The organism is Croceicoccus sp. BE223, assembly GCF_031457155.1.
GTDB lineage: Bacteria > Pseudomonadota > Alphaproteobacteria > Sphingomonadales > Sphingomonadaceae > Croceicoccus.
In genome coordinates this window covers 70,001-85,000 of sequence record NZ_JAVDWB010000008.1, presented here as the reverse complement: position 1 = coordinate 85,000, position 15,000 = coordinate 70,001, and the positions used below count along the sequence as shown (strand labels likewise).

The following is a 15,000-nucleotide window of genomic DNA, read 5'->3' as shown; positions in this document are numbered from 1 at the left end:
CGGAAGAAGGAGGCCCCATATCGACGCAAGTCTTTGTGGGGGGCACAGGCCAGGGGGTAGCGACTGTTTAGCAAAAACACAGCACTCTGCTAAGTCGGCTTCAAGACGACGTATAGGGTGTGACGCCTGCCCGGTGCTCGAAGGTTAAGAGGAGGAGTGCAAGCTCCGAATTGAAGCCCGAGTAAACGGCGGCCGTAACTATAACGGTCCTAAGGTAGCGAAATTCCTTGTCGGGTAAGTTCCGACCTGCACGAATGGCGTAACGACTTCCCCACTGTCTCCAGGATATGCTCAGCGAAATTGAATTCTCCGTGAAGATGCGGAGTACCCGCGGTTAGACGGAAAGACCCCGTGCACCTTTACTGCAGCTTCAGAGTGGCATTAGGAAAGAGTTGTGTAGCATAGGTGGGAGGCTTTGAAGCGACGGCGCCAGCTGTCGTGGAGCCATAGGTGAAATACCACCCTGCTGTTTTCTGATGTCTAACCACGCACCGTTAGCCGGTGTTGGGACCCTCTGTGGCGGGTAGTTTGACTGGGGCGGTCGCCTCCTAAAGAGTAACGGAGGCGCGCGATGGTAGGCTCAGGACGGTTGGAAACCGTCTGCAAGAGTGCAATGGCATAAGCCTGCCTGACTGCGAGACTGACGAGTCGAGCAGAGACGAAAGTCGGTCATAGTGATCCGGTGGTCCCTCGTGGAAGGGCCATCGCTCAACGGATAAAAGGTACGCCGGGGATAACAGGCTGATGATTCCCAAGAGCTCATATCGACGGAATCGTTTGGCACCTCGATGTCGGCTCATCACATCCTGGGGCTGGAGCAGGTCCCAAGGGTTTGGCTGTTCGCCAATTAAAGTGGTACGTGAGCTGGGTTCAGAACGTCGCGAGACAGTTTGGTCCCTATCTGCCGTGGGCGTCGATACTTGAAAGGAGTTGCCCCTAGTACGAGAGGACCGGGGTGAACGTACCTCTGGTGTACCTGTCATCCTGCCAAGGGTGCCGCAGGGTAGCTATGTACGGACGGGATAACCGCTGAAAGCATCTAAGCGGGAAGCCTCCCTTAAGATTAGGTATCTTCGAACCGTCGTAGACCACGACGTTGATAGGCTGGGTGTGGAAGTGCAGTAATGCATGGAGCTAACCAGTCCTAATAGTTCTGATCGCGCTTGATGAATCCCACCATCAACGACAGGCCTGCACACCGCAGGCGCTCGTTGACCGGACGGTCATCCAGCCAGATCCCCTACATCACACAAGTGTGCATCGATTAAATACCGCGACACGCCCGCTCCATTGCTTGGTGGCCATGGCGTCTGTGACCCACCCGATCCCATCTCGAACTCGGCCGTGAAACCAGACAGCGCCGATGGTACTAACGCTTAAGCGTTGGAAGAGTAGGACGCCGCCAGGCATTGAAGCCGGCGTGAGCGCGAAAAACCCATTCACATCTCAAAACCACAAAGCCGCTGCCGGGAAACCGAGCGGCGGCTTTCTGGTCTCCCGGACATTCGTTCGGGACCAAGGCGCCCAACGAAGCCCCAAACGCTTCGATCCGCCCATGGCCCCACGCGCACAACCGCGCAACGGACAACGCCAAGGCGGAACAAAACACAGGCGCCAACACTGACGCGGGGTGGAGCAGTCCGGTAGCTCGTCAGGCTCATAACCTGAAGGTCGTTGGTTCAAATCCAACCCCCGCAACCAGTCCATCACACAACACACCAAGACTGAACGGCGATCGGCCGCGGGCTGATGATCTCTCATTGGGCAGTGCCAATGCAGCCTTGCAACGTAGCCTTTGGCGACGCTCTGGCGATCGATCTGTCGCGCGAAACCATAGCCCGGGTCAGCAATGTTGCCTTCAATCCTGAATGCAGCGGCAGACCGGAATCTGGATCCGGCGGCACGGTATGGCTTCGACGGGAAGGCGACCCGGATCGGGTAAAGGCACCCCGCCATCCCTTCCAACTTCACGCAAATCACGTCCGGAAAGAGCCCCAAGCGCAACGGCTCCCTTTCTTTGCCCGCAAAATTATTCAATGAACGTTGAATAAGCCGGCGAAGCACCCGATATGGCGCTCTATGAAGAATCAGCGACGCGGGCGCGGACGCCCGAGGGACATCGAAAGCGATCTTGACACCGGCGCGGCTATTGCTGCGGCAGGGTTGCGGCGCTTTTCATCGCAGGGGTTCGAGGCGACATCGCTGCGCGAAATCGCAGGCGATGCCGGTGTGGACATCTCGCTCATCTCTTATCGCTTCGGCGGCAAGCTGGGCCTGTGGCAGGCCATCGTCGCGCAGGCGGCGGACGATCTCGGCGCGGCGCTGGAAAAGGCCCTGGCCGATGTGGAGGGGCGCGGGGCACGCGAGTGTCTCCGGCACTGCGCGCAGGCGTTCCTCGATTATCTGCTCGACCGCCCGGACCTTCCCCGCTTGCTGTTGCGCGACATGACGATAGACAGCGAACGGTCCGAGTGGTTGCTCAAGGTGCTGTCCATGCCGCTGCATCGACATTTCATCAAGCTGGCCGAAGCGGCGGCGGGGGAATCCGGGGGGGCGGCGACGAATCTTCGCTTCAGGGTTGCGGACTTCATCTACGGGGCGGCCAGCGCAGTCGCCCGTCGCGAGCGGATAGGCAAGCTGGTCGGCGGCTTAGCCAGCGATGCCGATTTCACGGCCGCGCTCAAAGCCACGCTGTTAGAGGACCTTCTGGACGAGAAAGCCGCGCCTCATGGCTGAGCGCGACACCCTTGTCGACGAGGTCGGGGGCTACCGGTTCAAACCGCACGAGTTGCCGATCCTTCCCGGCTCTCCGGCCAATCCCGATCACCCGCCCGCGCGCCGCGCTGCCTATCTTGCGATCGGTGTCTACATCGGCCTAGTCGGCGGCGCGCAGAACGGATTCCTGCTGGCCAACACCGGCGCCCTTCAGGCCCGCTTCGCGCTCACGCCCGTGGAGGCCGGTTGGCTCACCGTCGCCTTCTACTCGACATACGCCTGCGTCAGCATGCTGCTGTTCCGCGTGCGACAGGAATTCGGCATCCAGCCGTTCGTCCGTTGGGCCATGGCGGGCTTGGTGGCGGCCAACTTCGTGCAGATGATCGCGCCGGGCTATTATCCGGAACTCGCCGCGCGCGCTGTTGCCGGCATTACTGCGAGCGGGCTGTCGGCGCTCGCGATCTATTACCTGATGCAAGGGCTGCCTCCGGCGATGCGTGTCGGCGGGCTGGTCATATCTCTCGGCCTCAGCCAGATCGCCTTTCCCCTGACCCGCGCCATCTCTCCGGCGCTGCTGGTGGACGGGGACATGAGCCGCGTCTTCGAGTTCCAGTTTGCCCTTTCGCTGATCGGTTTCGGGCTCGTCTATCTCCTGCGTTTGCCGCCAGCGATCCGCAAGCAGACGTTCGAGAGGCTCGACCTGCCCAGCTTCGGCCTGTTCCTCGTGGGCGTTGCCGCGCTGTGCGCCTTTCTCATCCAAGGCCGCATCCAGTGGTGGGACGCGCCGTGGCTTGGTTATGCGCTGGTCGTCGCCATCGTGGGGCTCGGCGGCTGCTTCCTGATCGAGGCGAACCGCAAAAGCCCGATGCTGGACCTTAGCTGGCTGTCGAGCCGCTCGATCCTGAGTCTCGCCGCGATCGGCGCGACGGTCCGCGTCCTTGTTGCAGAGCAGGGCTTCGGCGCCAGCGGCATGTTCGCCGCGCTCGGCTACGGCAACGAACAGCTCACGGACTACTTCTGGGTGCTGACCGGGGCGACCACCGCCGGCATGGTGCTTTCGATGCTCCGGCTCGATCCCCGCGATCTGACCCGCCCCGTTCTGTTCGCGATCCTGGTAATATCGCTCGCCGCCTTCGCCGATACGCGCAGCGGAGTCATGACACGCCCGCAGGACCTCTACCTGACACAGGCCCTGATCGCCTTCGCGGCCGTCTTCGCGATGGGGCCGATCATGATGGAGGGCATGTTGCGTGCGCTCGCCGCCGGCCAGAACTATGTCATCAGCTTCATCGCGGTCTTCTCGTTGTCGCAGTCGATCGGCGGCCTTGCCGGCATCGCAGGCCTGTCCGCGTTTCACACGGTGCGGCTCAAGACGCACCTGATCGATGCGGGCAGCACGCTGACGCTGGCCAACCAGCAACTCGGCGCCGCCCTCGCGGATGCCGCGCGCCGCATTGCCCCGCTGCAGTCCGACCCCGCCTTGCGCCAGCAGGCTGCCGGCGCGCGCATCTCGCAGGAAGCGGGACGCGAGGCCGCCGTGCTGGCGTTCAACGACATCTTCTTCCTGATCGGCACGCTGGCGGCGGTGACCTTCGTCATCGTCTTCGTGCCCTGGCTCATCAACAAGATCCGCGGTCGCAATCCGCTCGCCAAGGAACTGGCCTTTATCGCGGCCCTTTCCGCAAGGACCAAATCATGACGACTGAAAATCCATCCGGACCCGAAACCGGTTCTGCCCCCAACGAAGCGGTGGAGTGCGAGAAGGGCTGGTCGCCGAATCCGTCGCGCCGCCGCATCGCGATCGCGGCGCTGCTGATCGTGCTGGGCGTGCTGGGTGCGCTATTCGCCTGGGGCCTGCCGCCCTTCGACGGCGGTGACGAGACGACCAACAACGCCTACGTGCGGGGACGGACCACCGTGGTCAGCCCGCAGGTCGGCGGGTACCTGGTCGAGGTTCCGGTGGTCGATTTCCAGCGGGTGAAGAAGGGCGACCTCCTCGCCCGCATCGACGACGTGCCCTTCCGCGAAAAGGTGCAGCAGGGCTCCGCCAACGAGGCGGCGCAACTGGCGACACTGGCCAACAGCGCGCAGAGCCTGCGCTCCGCGCAGGCGCAGCTTGAATTGCAGGACGCGGCGGTCGCCAGTGCGCGCGCCAGCCTGCAGAAGGCGCAGGCCGACATGAACCGCATCGCCGAACTCGTCGACGAAGGCTCGGTGTCCCTGCGCGAACGCGACCAGGCCCGTGCCGCCCTGCAGCAGGCGCAGGCCGGGGTCCGGCAGGCGCAAGCGCAACGGGCCATCGCCGCGGAAGGCGTGCGCTCGGTCACTGTCGGTCGCGGCGCGCTCGAAGCGCAGGTCGCCGGGGCCGAGGCATCGAAGGGCCTTGCCGAATTCGAACTGTCCCGCACCGAGATCCGCGCCCCGCGCTCCGGTCGCCTCAGCGAAGTGAGCGCGCGGGTCGGCCAGCTCGTCACCGCGGGCACCCAGCTGATGTACATCGTGCCCGACGATCTGTGGGTCGTGGCGAATTTCAAGGAAACGCAGACCGCGAACATGGCCGTCGGCCAGCGCGCCACGCTCGCGGTCGACGCACTGGGCGGCACGAAGCTGACCGGTCGGGTCCAGTCCATCGCGCCTGCCGCCAGCAGCGAGTTCAGCCTCGTCAAGCCCGACGCCGGGGCCGGCAATTTCGTCAAGGTGCCGCAGCGCATCGCGGTGCGCATCGTGCTCGACAAGGGGCAGGAGGCGGCTCGGCGGCTTGGCCCGGGCATGTCGGTCGTCGCCACCGTGCACACGAAGGATTGACCGCGATGCGTAGAACCACGGCCTTGCTGGCTCTTTCCGCCCTGATGCTGTCCGCTTGCGCGCCGGCGCTGCAGGATGCGCCGGTCGGCGCGGCGGTTGCCCCGCCTGCCGAATGGCGAACCGAGCTGGCCGCGACCGCCCCGATCGAGGCGGACTGGTGGAACGGTTTCGGCGATCCGCAACTGTCCCGCCTTGTCGAACAGGCGCGGCAGGCGAACCCGGACATCCAGGTCGCCGCCGCGCGCGTCGAGGAGGCGCGCGCGACCGAGATGGGATCGCGCGGCTACCTGCTGCCTTCGCTGGGGGCTGGGGTGGAGGCCGCGGCGCGGCGCGAAGTCTCGCCGTTCGGCACGGCCCGTGACGCGATTGTCGCGCAGCCCGCGTTTCGGGCATCCTACGAAGTCGATCTCTTCGGCAAGAACGCGGCGCGGGTCGACGCGGCGGAGGCCGGGGTTGCCGCCAGCGCCGCGAGCGAGGAAGCCGCCCGGCTTTCGGTGAGCGCGGCGACGGCCAGCGGCTACATCACGCTGCTCGCGCTCGACAAGCGGCTCGCCGTGCTGGAGGCGACACTGAAGGCGCGGGGCGAGGCGCTCAAGTTCGCGCGCGACCGGGCCGAGGTCGGCTACACCTCGCAGCTCGAACTGCGGCAGGCCGAGGCGGAATACCAGGCCACGGCGCAATTGGTGCCGCAACTGCGCGCACAGATCGCGCGGCAGGAAAACGCCATCTCGGTGCTGACCGGCCAGCTTCCCGGCGCGATTGAGCGCGGCGGATCGCTCGACGACCTGCGCGCACCCCCGCCGCCCGCGACGCTGCCCTCCGAACTGCTGCGCCGCAGGCCCGACGTCGCTGCGGCCGAATACCGGATCGCGGCGGCCGACGCGCAGATGCGCATGGCGCGCGCCGATTTCATGCCCAAGCTCGACCTCGGCGCGACGGCGGGGCTGGCGATATCCAACCTGCTGGGCGATCCGGTCGGCATCTGGTCGCTGGGCGGCAGCGTCCTTGCGCCCATCTTCCAGGGCGGGCGGCTGCAGGCGCAACTGGATGTCGCCACCGCGCAGCGCGACCAGGCGGCGTGGGGGTATCGCTCGACCGTCCTGAACGCCTTTCGCGAAGTCGAGGACAGGATGGTCGTGCTCGCCAATCTGCGCCAGCAGGAAGCCGACCAGCGGGCGCAGCAGGCGGCGGTCGCCGATGCGCTGCGCCATGCCCGCAATCGCTACCGCGCCGGCTATACGCCATACATCGAACAGATCGACGCGCAGCGCGCGCTGCTGGGTGTCGAGCTGTCGCTGGTCCAGACCCGTGCCGACGAACTGATGACGCTGGTCGGCCTGTACCAGGCGGTCGGCGGCGCGCCGGGCTGACAACGGCGGCAGGCGGCCCCATATGCAGGGCATGGCCGAACTGATCGTCTGGCATGATGGGGCCTGCCCGCTGTGCCGCCGGGAAATCGCGCTGATGCGGCGGCTGGATCGGCGCGGCGCGATCCGCTTCGTCGATGTCGTGGATGCGCCGGACGAGTCCTGTCCGCTGGATCGCGGCGAACTGCTCGCGCGCTTCCACGCGATGGAGGACGGCGTGCTTCTTTCGGGTGCGGCGGCGTTTGCCGCGATGTGGCGCGCCGTGCCTTTGCGGCGCCCGCTGGGCCTTGCAGCGCAGAACCCGCTGGTGCTCGCCCTCCTCGAACGCGGCTACCGTGCCTTCCTGCGCATCCGTCCACGCTTGCAGAGGCTGGCCGGCGGCTAGGGCCGTTTGCGGCACAGGCTTGGCAAGAGCACGAAATGCGGCCTAAATCGCGTCGGTGACCACCGACGATCCGCCCCACAGGAAAACCGTCGTCGCGCCGACGGGCTGGCGCATGACCATGCTGCGCTGGCGGGTGAAAGTGGCGCGGGCGGTACTTCTGCCCGAACTTGCGGCGGACGAGGCGGCGCAGCTTCGCCAGCGGGTGGTGGAAAGCAGCAAGGCGAACAGGGGCTATGCGCTGATGTGCGCGCTGTCCGCCGGCATCGCGACGCTCGGTCTTTTGCAGGGTTCGGCGGCGGTGGTGATCGGGGCAATGCTGATCTCGCCGCTGATGGCGCCGATCGCGGCGCTGGGCTTCGGCTTTGCCTCCATCGACGGTCAGCGCATTCGCGATGCGGCGCGGGTCGTCGCCATCGGGGCGGCCATCGGCATCCTGATGGGCGTGATGCTGACCCTGATCAGCCCGATCCGCAACGCGACGCCGGAAATCATCGCGCGGACGGAGCCGACGCTGCTCGACCTTGCCATCGCGCTCCTTTCGGGCATCGCGGGTGGCTACGCGACGGTCTTGGGCAAGGGGGAGACGACCATCGGCGTCGCCATCGCCACCGCGCTGATGCCGCCGCTGGCGACCGTCGGCTATGGCATCGGCGTCCTGCAGCCGATGTTCGCGCTGGGCGCGCTGCTGCTGTTCCTGACCAACCTGGCCGCCATCGCCTTCGCCTTTGCGGTGATCGCGCGGTTGAGCGGCGCGGCGCGGCCGATCCGCAACGTCACCTGGTCGCTGCGCTATACCGCCGCCGGGCTTCTGACCCTGCTTCTGCTGGCGACGCCGCTGGCGCTCACCCTTTTCCAGGTCACGCGCGAGGCCAGCATGCGGATCGCCGCGCGCGACGCCATCGTCGAGGTGACCGGGGCCAGCCGGCTGGGCATCGCGCAGCTTGACGTGAAGTGGCCGCTGTCGGGCCAGCCAACGGTCAGCGCGGTGGTCGTCACTCCGCGTTATGCGACGAATGCCGGGGCGGAGATCGCCAGCCGGCTGGCGCGCATCCACGGCGTCGATCCCGATGTCGTGGTGCAACAGGTGCTGGCCGCCGACGTTTCGGGGCAGACCAAGGCGCTCGTCGATGCGGCGATGGAGCGCACCGTCGCGGGCATCGCAGCCGACGTGCCGCCGCTGACCCGGCTTCGCGCCAGCATCGGCTTGCCGACGCGGGGCATCTGGCTCAATCGGACCGAGCGGACCGTGATCATCGAGCCGGTCGCCGCGCCCGGCTGGACGCTGGCGCATTATCGCGCGGCGGAGCAGGCGGCCAATGCGGATATCGAGGGCTGGACGGTGAACCTGTTCCCACCCGTTCAGGACAGTCTGCGCGTGGGTAGCGGCGACGAGGCCGTTCCGCCCGATCTCGCCGCCTGGGCGCTGCAGCGCTGGGGCATGGCGCAAGTCGCGGTCGCCTTTCGCGGCGAAGCGCTGGACCCTGCGCTGCTGGCCGCGCTCGACAGGGCGGGGATCGCGGCCAAAATGACCTCGCTCGATTCCGAGGAGGGTGGGGACGACACGGACGGGGTCGGCGATGCCGTGATCGAGGTGCTGGCCGCGCCGCCGCCCTTGCCGGGCGCCGAGGACGGCGAAGGCTAGATTGCGGTCCAGCTCTTGTAGAGCATGTAGAAGGCAACCACGAAGATCAGCACCGAAAACACGGTCTTGAGCTGGGTTCCGCCCGACAGCCTCTTGGCCAGCCGGGTGCCGAAGAAACCGCCCGCCACGCCGCCTGCGATGAAGACACCGGCGAGCAGCCAGTCGACCAGCCCCGAAAAGGCATAGTTGGTCGCCGTCGTCAGTCCAAAGGCGGTTACCGCGACAAGGCTGGTGCCGACCGCGTTCATCATCATCATGTCGGTAGAGGCGATCAGGCCCGGCACGATCAGGAAGCCGCCGCCGATCCCGAAGAAACCGCTGAACGCGCCGGTGCCGAAGCCGTAGCCCAGCACCTTGCCGGCGTTGTTGCGGTTGCAAGCCGCGCCGGGCGTGCCCATCGCCTTGCGTCCGCGCAGCATCAGTGCGCCAACGACCAGCATCAGGATCGCGAACAGGAACAGCAGCTTCTGTCCGTCGAAGTTCTTGCCCAGCGTCGATCCGCCGAACGCGCCGATCACGCCCGCGGCGGCGTACATCATCCCGCACCGCCAGCGCACCGAATGCTCGCGCGCGTGCTGGATCAGCCCGGTGGCGGCATTGACGGCAACGGCCAACGCGCTGGTGCCGATGGCGACATGCGGATTGGGCACGCCGACGAGATAAACCATGAGCGGCACGGCCAGGATCGATCCGCCCCCGCCGACAAGGCCCAGCGAGAAGCCGACCAGTCCGCCTGCCAGGGCGCCCAGCGCGAGATGCAGGTTGTCGATCATCGGCCGCAACCGGGGCTCATTTGCCGCGCCCTTCGAACAGGCGGACGACGAGCATGCCGACCAGCATCGCGGCAATGAAGACGATGGCCGCCGGCGGATAGATCGCCAGGGCCGCCACGCCGGGGCCGGGACACAGCCCGGCGATGCCCCAACCCACGCCGAACAGCGCCGAACCGCCGAGCAGCGAAGGCGTCAGGTCGCGCCGGTCGGGAATCGCGAACGAGCGGTCGAACAGGGGCGCGGCCATGCGCGGCACGAGCCGCCATGCGACGACCATGACCAGCACGGCACCGCCCATCACGAAGGCCAGCGTCGGATCCCAGTCGCCGAACATGTCGAGAAAGCCGCGAACCCGTGCCGGATCGGTCATCCCGCCCAGCGCGAGCCCTGCGCCGAAGAGGGTGCCCGACACGAGCGGGGTCAGGACACGTGCGATCATGGCAGCACCTCCAGCCCCAGGGCATTCATGACCGCGACGGTCGCGATCCCGGCGGTGATGAAGGTCAGCGTCGCGACGATCGAGCGTGGTGAAAGCCGGCTGATGCCGCACACGCCGTGTCCGCTGGTGCATCCGCTGCCGAGCCGCGTGCCGATGCCGACGAAAAGGCCCGCCACGATCAGCGTGCCGCTGTTTGCGAACTGCGGGACCGGGCTGCCGGTGGCGAGCATCACGATGGCCGCACCGATGGGCAGGCCGATAAGGAACGCCCATGCGCCGCGCCGCCCGATGCCGCTGCCGCCAAGGCCAACGGCGCGGGCCGCGATGCCCGATACGCCGGCGATGCGCCCCATGCCGAGCAGCATGATCGCGGCGGCGAGGCCGATGAGGATGCCGCCGCCAAGGCCTGCCAGCGGCGCCGCGTCGGGAAAGCCGGGAAGGGTCATACCGCGTTCACCGGGATCTTGATGTAGCTCACGCCATTGGCCTCCGGCTCGGGCAGACGCCCGCCGCGGATGTTGATCTGGACCGACGGCAGGATCAGCGTTGGCATCGCCAGCGTCGCGTCGCGCGAATTGCGCATGGCGACGAATTCATCTTCGGTGACGCCGTCGCGGACATGGACGTTGCCCTGCCGCTCCAGCCTGACGGTAGTTTCCCATGCATAGTCGTCGCGGCCCGGCGCCTTGTAGTCGTGGCACAGGAACAGGCGCGTCTCGTCGGGCAGGGAAAGCAGACGGCGGATCGAGCGGAACAGCTGGTGCGCGTCGCCGCCGGGGAAGTCGGCGCGGGCGGTGCCGAAATCGGGCATGAAGATCGTATCGCCGACGAAGGCCGCGTCGCCGATGATGAAGGCCATGTCGGCCGGCGTATGCCCGGGAACATGGAGAGCGATGCCTTCCAGTCCCCCGATCCGGAAGGTTTCGCCATCGACGAAAAGGTGATCGAACTGCGAACCGTCCCGCTCGAAGTCGGTGCCCGCATTGAACAGCTTGCCGAAGACCTCCTGCACGCGCACGATTTCGCGCCCGATCGCCAGCTTGCCACCGAGGCGTTCCTGCAGATAGGGCGCGGCGGAGATGTGATCGGCGTGGGCGTGGGTCTCGATCTGCCAGATCACTTTCAGATTATTCGAAGTGACATACTTGATGATGCGGTCGGCGGAACCGTGCGAGGTGCGACCCGCAGCCGCTTCGAAGTCGAGCACCGAATCGATGATGGCCGCTTCCAGCGTTGCCGGATCGTGGACCACGTAGGAGACGGTGTTTGTCGCTTCGTCGAAAAAGCCCGCGATTGAAGGGCGTAGCTCCTTCTTCGCCTGCGCCCGCAGGATCTGTTGCCGGGCCATCTCGAGAGCGTCGTCGCCCTGCATCTGGTATCTCCTAACGATTAATTTAATTATGTATATGACTTGTCAGCGCGAGGTCAAGGTTATATCGAGATGGCATGGAAATTCTGACGCCCTCTGCCGCACAGCGCATGGCCCCTTGCGCGGGTTTGCGGATCGGTGACCCTGCCCCCGAATTCGCGGCGCGGAGCACCACCGGCAACGTCCGTCTTTCCGATTATCGCGGGCGCTGGCTGATCCTGTTTTCGCATCCGGCCGATTTCACGCCGGTCTGCACCACCGAATTCGTCGCCCTCGCGCAGGAGGCGGAGGCTTTCGCCGCTAGGGATTGCGAGCTCATGGCCCTGTCCGTCGACAGCCTGTTCTCGCACTTCGCGTGGCTGCGGCTTATCCGCGACAGGTTCGGGGTGGAGGTGCGCTTTCCCATCGTTGAGGACCCGACGCTGGTCGTCGGCCGGGCCTATGGCATGGTGTCTGATGCGGACGCGGACAGCGCGACGGTGCGGACCACCTTCTTCATCGATCCCGACGGCGTGGTGCGCGCAATGACCTGTTATCCCGCCAATGTCGGTCGGTCGACAGCGGAAATGCTCCGCGTGCTCGATGCCTTGCAGTCGGTCGATGGCGCGCCGGTCCTAGCTCCCGCCAACTGGCAACCCGGCAAGGCGCTGCTGCGACAGCCGGTGGTCGACCTCGAAGCGGTCTACGGAGCGGAAGGGGCCGCCGACTGGTTCCTGGCCGAAGCCGAAGGCCGGCAGGCATGATCGACGATGGCGACACCATCGAGGCGCTGAAGGCCGTGGCGCACCCGCTTCGCATGCGCATCCTGCGCGCACTGGCGGATGCCGAGCGCAGCGTGGGCGAAATCGACGAGGCGGCCGCGATCGGCCAACCCGCGCTCTCGCAGCAGCTGGCCGTCCTGCGCAAAGCGGGCGTGGTCACGACCCGGAGGGAGGCGAAACTGGTCTTCTATCGGCTCGATCGGTCCCGATTCTCGGCCATGGTGACATTCCTGGCCGGCCTCGCTGGCGCAGCCTCCGCGGGCACTTCGCCGCGCGAACTTCCCAAGGACGAGAAGGCCCCGTCCAGCGTCGCGAGCTTCGCGCGGCTGGGCTGAGGCGTTCCGCCGCCGCCGATCATCGCCAGATCATCGGCAAACCATCGTCTCTCCATCATTCCCGGCGCCGTCCGCCAGGTTCACCTCTGTCCCCTCGATACGTCGCGGAGGGAGTTCGACATGAGGATGACGACAGCATGCGCCGGGGCACTCGCCGGCGCGATCGTGCCGGGCACGGCCCTGGCTCAGGACATGAAGGACGACTGGTACGTCGCGGCGGCGGGCACGATCTCGATGCTCGACGATTCGCACACGACGGTGCTCAATCTGCCCATCCCCCCGGGTTACTCCGACAACGTCAACAAGTTCGACACCGGCTGGGGTGCGCAGGTCGCGGTCGGCTATCGGCTGGAAAATGCCAGGATAGAAGTGGAGTGGGGCTACACCCGCGACGATTCCGACCGCTATGTCGCGATCGTCCCGCCCACCGGCGAGATCGCGGCAAAAGGCGGACACCGGACCCTGCGGGTCATGGCCAATGCCACTATCGATCTGCTCGACGGTCCGGTGCAGCCCTATGTCGGCGCGGGTGTCGGCTACGCCCGCATCAAGGTGAAGCACACTACGGCGCGCGCCTTCTTTCCCAACGAGACCCCGATCCGTCTGCTCGACGACAAGGCCGGCGAGCTGGCGTTCCAGGCGATGGCAGGTGCGGCCTTCCGCGTCTCGGACACGATGGCGCTCACCGCGCAATATCGCTGGCTGACCGCGGGAAAGGTTCGTTTCACGGACCTCGGCGGCTTCGAACATGTGCGTGAGCATTCCGGTCACAACATCGGCCTGGGCGTCCGTTTCACCCTGTGACGACGGTTGCCGCGTGCGGGGGCGGTGATTGCGTTCGATCTGGGGGGCGATCCTGACGCAATCCCTCGAGTACCCCGCACGCCCTTCCCGAAAGATCCTGGTGGCTTCGCATGGAGGGCTCTTTTTCGCTTGCCAGCCCCGCGCCGCCGCGGCCAGTCCGTTGCCGCGAAAGATCGGGAGCATGACATGGCGCGCATCATCGTTGCAGGCGGTTTCGGCATTCTGGGGCAGGCGGTTGCCAAGCGGCTGGCCGCTTCGGGCCATGCAGTCGCGGTCATTGACATGGCCAATGCCCCAGCGGGGTACGACGGGATCGCGCAGTCCGGCGTGGATCTTGCTGACGAGGGGGCGGTGGCCAGTGCCTATGCTGACGTGGTAGGGAGGCTCGGCGGTCTCGACGGGGTCGTCAACGTGGCCGGCGGTTTCGCCTGGGAGACGGTAGCCGACGGGTCGCTCGATACTTGGGACCGGATGTACCGCATCAATTTGCGTACGACGGTGACGTCATGCCGGGTCGCTCTCGCGCATCTTGGCAAGGGCGGCGCCATCGTCAACGTCGGTGCGGCCGCGGCGGCCCGCGCCGACGCGGGGATGGGGGCCTATGCCGCGTCGAAGGCGGGCGTCGCCACGCTCACGCAGGCGCTGGCCGCGGAGAATGCAGACCGCGCTATCCGCGTGAATGCCGTGCTGCCGACAACCCTGGATACGCCTGCCAACCGCAAGGACATGCCCGACGCCGATTTCTCGACGTGGGTAAGCCCGAATGCTGCTGCGGACGCGATTGCATTCCTGCTTTCCGACGCTGCGCGCGCCGTGACCGGCGAGGGTGTGCGACTGTCGCTGGGCGGTTGAGCAGGGGCGGTAGATACGGGACAACGGACCCGCAGCGGACGATCGTGACTGGAATCCGGAGCCGCGGAAGTTTCTCGAAAAAACTGCAAAAACGGTGTTGACCGACTCGTTGGGTGTCCATATATGCCGCCTCACCGACGGGGACGCCACGGAATGTAGCGGATCTGGCGGTCGCCAAACCTAGCTGGACAGCAAAGTCCCCCGGAAGGAAGTTTCGGGGAACGATGGTTGTCCGCTTTTGATGTTTGGTTTGGATCTTTGACATTGTTGGTTTTAGATGAAGGGACATGTGGGCGACGGCGCCCCGTCCGGGGAGCTTCAGGCTCCGTGTACGGGTTGTTTAAGTCGATGCCACGTTCTGGCTGGCCACCACGGCTGGTTGGGATGATACATGTCCTTCGTATCCATTACGTTTGACAAGTGCAGGTATCGGCTCCTGAAGTTCGGTGCTGCGGTTTGATGCCCTTTGGGGTGTGACTGTAGTGTCGTGACACAAACTTGAGAGTTTGATCCTGGCTCAGAACGAACGCTGGCGGCATGCCTAACACATGCAAGTCGAACGAAGGCTTCGGCCTTAGTGGCGCACGGGTGCGTAACGCGTGGGAATCTACCCTTAGGTTCGGAATAACTCAGAGAAATTTGAGCTAATACCGGATAATGTCTTCGGACCAAAGATTTATCGCCTTTGGATGAGCCCGCGTAGGATTAGCTAGTTGGTAGGGTAAAGGCCTACCAAGGCGACGATCCTTAGCT

The 15,000-nt window shown here is 65.8% G+C and carries 14 protein-coding genes, 1 tRNA gene and 3 rRNA genes (2 of these 18 only partly in view); 14 read left to right on the top strand and 4 right to left on the bottom strand.

Translation table 11 applies throughout. The features are described 5' to 3' along the window. The 9 genes from J2X37_RS14910 to J2X37_RS14870 form a co-directional block, all read left to right on the top strand. Positions 1-1,168, top strand: a 23S ribosomal RNA gene (locus tag J2X37_RS14910) (it extends 1,625 nt beyond the left edge of the window). A gap of 125 nt (positions 1,169-1,293) precedes the next feature. After that, a 5S ribosomal RNA gene (gene rrf, locus J2X37_RS14905) occupies positions 1,294-1,408 on the top strand. A gap of 216 nt (positions 1,409-1,624) precedes the next feature. Then, a tRNA-Met gene (locus J2X37_RS14900) sits at positions 1,625-1,701 on the top strand. A 342-nt stretch (positions 1,702-2,043) separates the two neighbouring features. Beyond that, the gene (locus tag J2X37_RS14895; protein WP_310022770.1) at positions 2,044-2,736 is read left to right on the top strand and encodes a TetR family transcriptional regulator; all 693 of its coding nucleotides are present in this window, start codon (positions 2,044-2,046) and stop codon (positions 2,734-2,736) included. Next, complete coding sequence (locus tag J2X37_RS14890) at positions 2,729-4,414, top strand: MFS transporter (protein ID WP_310022768.1); 1,686 nt, start codon at positions 2,729-2,731, stop codon at positions 4,412-4,414. The genes J2X37_RS14895 and J2X37_RS14890 overlap by 8 nt, the downstream gene beginning before the upstream one ends. Then, positions 4,411-5,520 (top strand): HlyD family secretion protein, encoded by a 1,110-nt coding sequence (locus tag J2X37_RS14885; RefSeq protein ID WP_310022766.1) that lies wholly within the window; start codon positions 4,411-4,413, stop codon positions 5,518-5,520. Before J2X37_RS14890 ends, J2X37_RS14885 begins: the two co-directional genes overlap by 4 nt. A 5-nt stretch (positions 5,521-5,525) precedes the next feature. Continuing rightward, a complete protein-coding gene (locus J2X37_RS14880; protein WP_310022764.1) occupies positions 5,526-6,890 on the top strand; it encodes an efflux transporter outer membrane subunit in 1,365 nt (454 codons plus the stop codon). 31 nt (positions 6,891-6,921) lie between these two features. Further along, positions 6,922-7,272 (top strand): DUF393 domain-containing protein, encoded by a 351-nt coding sequence (locus J2X37_RS14875; RefSeq protein WP_310022762.1) that lies wholly within the window; start codon positions 6,922-6,924, stop codon positions 7,270-7,272. Positions 7,273-7,327: 55 nt separating this feature from the next. Next, positions 7,328-8,914 (top strand): DUF389 domain-containing protein, encoded by a 1,587-nt coding sequence (locus J2X37_RS14870; RefSeq protein WP_310022760.1) that lies wholly within the window; start codon positions 7,328-7,330, stop codon positions 8,912-8,914. Here J2X37_RS14870 and J2X37_RS14865 read toward each other — a convergent pair. The 4 genes from J2X37_RS14865 to J2X37_RS14850 are packed head-to-tail and all read right to left on the bottom strand — an operon-like array spanning position 8,911 to position 11,474. Further along, positions 8,911-9,687, bottom strand: a complete 777-nt coding sequence (locus J2X37_RS14865; RefSeq protein WP_310022758.1) for a sulfite exporter TauE/SafE family protein — start codon at positions 9,685-9,687, stop codon at positions 8,911-8,913. The two genes, J2X37_RS14870 and J2X37_RS14865, sit on opposite strands and share 4 nt — an antisense overlap. Before the next feature lie 16 nt (positions 9,688-9,703). Beyond that, positions 9,704-10,126 carry a DUF6691 family protein gene (locus J2X37_RS14860; RefSeq protein WP_310022756.1) on the bottom strand — a complete coding sequence of 141 codons (423 nt, stop codon included), beginning with the start codon at positions 10,124-10,126 and terminating at the stop codon, positions 9,704-9,706. Further along, positions 10,123-10,572 (bottom strand): YeeE/YedE family protein, encoded by a 450-nt coding sequence (locus J2X37_RS14855; protein WP_310022754.1) that lies wholly within the window; start codon positions 10,570-10,572, stop codon positions 10,123-10,125. The genes J2X37_RS14860 and J2X37_RS14855 overlap by 4 nt, the downstream gene beginning before the upstream one ends. Further along, positions 10,569-11,474: an MBL fold metallo-hydrolase gene (locus tag J2X37_RS14850; protein WP_310022878.1), complete on the bottom strand. Its 906-nt coding sequence runs from the start codon at positions 11,472-11,474 to the stop codon at positions 10,569-10,571. Before J2X37_RS14850 ends, J2X37_RS14855 begins: the two co-directional genes overlap by 4 nt. Positions 11,475-11,572: 98 nt before the next feature. On the opposite strand from J2X37_RS14850, the gene J2X37_RS14845 reads away from it, so the two are divergent. From J2X37_RS14845 to J2X37_RS14825, 5 genes are all read left to right on the top strand, one after another. Beyond that, complete coding sequence (locus J2X37_RS14845; protein ID WP_310022752.1) at positions 11,573-12,238, top strand: peroxiredoxin; 666 nt, start codon at positions 11,573-11,575, stop codon at positions 12,236-12,238. Next, a complete protein-coding gene (locus tag J2X37_RS14840) occupies positions 12,235-12,591 on the top strand; it encodes a metalloregulator ArsR/SmtB family transcription factor (protein ID WP_310022750.1) in 357 nt (118 codons plus the stop codon). Before J2X37_RS14845 ends, J2X37_RS14840 begins: the two co-directional genes overlap by 4 nt. 120 nt (positions 12,592-12,711) lie before the next feature. Beyond that, positions 12,712-13,395: an outer membrane beta-barrel protein gene (locus J2X37_RS14835; protein WP_310022747.1), complete on the top strand. Its 684-nt coding sequence runs from the start codon at positions 12,712-12,714 to the stop codon at positions 13,393-13,395. Between the two features lie 186 nt (positions 13,396-13,581). Further along, positions 13,582-14,247, top strand: coding sequence for an SDR family oxidoreductase (locus tag J2X37_RS14830; RefSeq protein WP_310022745.1), 666 nt, complete (start codon positions 13,582-13,584; stop codon positions 14,245-14,247). 494 nt (positions 14,248-14,741) lie between these two features. Beyond that, positions 14,742-15,000 (top strand): 16S ribosomal RNA (locus J2X37_RS14825) (it continues 1,230 nt past the right edge of the window).

Excerpts from the sequence above, each read along its gene's own strand:
- J2X37_RS14890 (WP_310022768.1), top strand. The coding sequence starts at position 2,729 with ATGGCTGAGCGCGACACCCTTGTCGACGAGGTCGGGGGCTACCGGTTC.
- J2X37_RS14885 (WP_310022766.1), top strand. The coding sequence starts at position 4,411 with ATGACGACTGAAAATCCATCCGGACCCGAAACCGGTTCTGCCCCCAAC.
- J2X37_RS14880 (WP_310022764.1), top strand. The coding sequence starts at position 5,526 with ATGCGTAGAACCACGGCCTTGCTGGCTCTTTCCGCCCTGATGCTGTCC.
- J2X37_RS14875 (WP_310022762.1), top strand. The coding sequence starts at position 6,922 with ATGGCCGAACTGATCGTCTGGCATGATGGGGCCTGCCCGCTGTGCCGC.
- J2X37_RS14865 (WP_310022758.1), bottom strand. The coding sequence starts at position 9,687 with ATGATCGACAACCTGCATCTCGCGCTGGGCGCCCTGGCAGGCGGACTG.
- J2X37_RS14860 (WP_310022756.1), bottom strand. The coding sequence starts at position 10,126 with ATGATCGCACGTGTCCTGACCCCGCTCGTGTCGGGCACCCTCTTCGGC.
- J2X37_RS14855 (WP_310022754.1), bottom strand. The coding sequence starts at position 10,572 with ATGACCCTTCCCGGCTTTCCCGACGCGGCGCCGCTGGCAGGCCTTGGC.
- J2X37_RS14850 (WP_310022878.1), bottom strand. The coding sequence starts at position 11,474 with ATGGCCCGGCAACAGATCCTGCGGGCGCAGGCGAAGAAGGAGCTACGC.
- J2X37_RS14845 (WP_310022752.1), top strand. The coding sequence starts at position 11,573 with ATGGAAATTCTGACGCCCTCTGCCGCACAGCGCATGGCCCCTTGCGCG.
- J2X37_RS14840 (WP_310022750.1), top strand. The coding sequence starts at position 12,235 with ATGATCGACGATGGCGACACCATCGAGGCGCTGAAGGCCGTGGCGCAC.
- J2X37_RS14835 (WP_310022747.1), top strand. The coding sequence starts at position 12,712 with ATGAGGATGACGACAGCATGCGCCGGGGCACTCGCCGGCGCGATCGTG.
- J2X37_RS14830 (WP_310022745.1), top strand. The coding sequence starts at position 13,582 with ATGGCGCGCATCATCGTTGCAGGCGGTTTCGGCATTCTGGGGCAGGCG.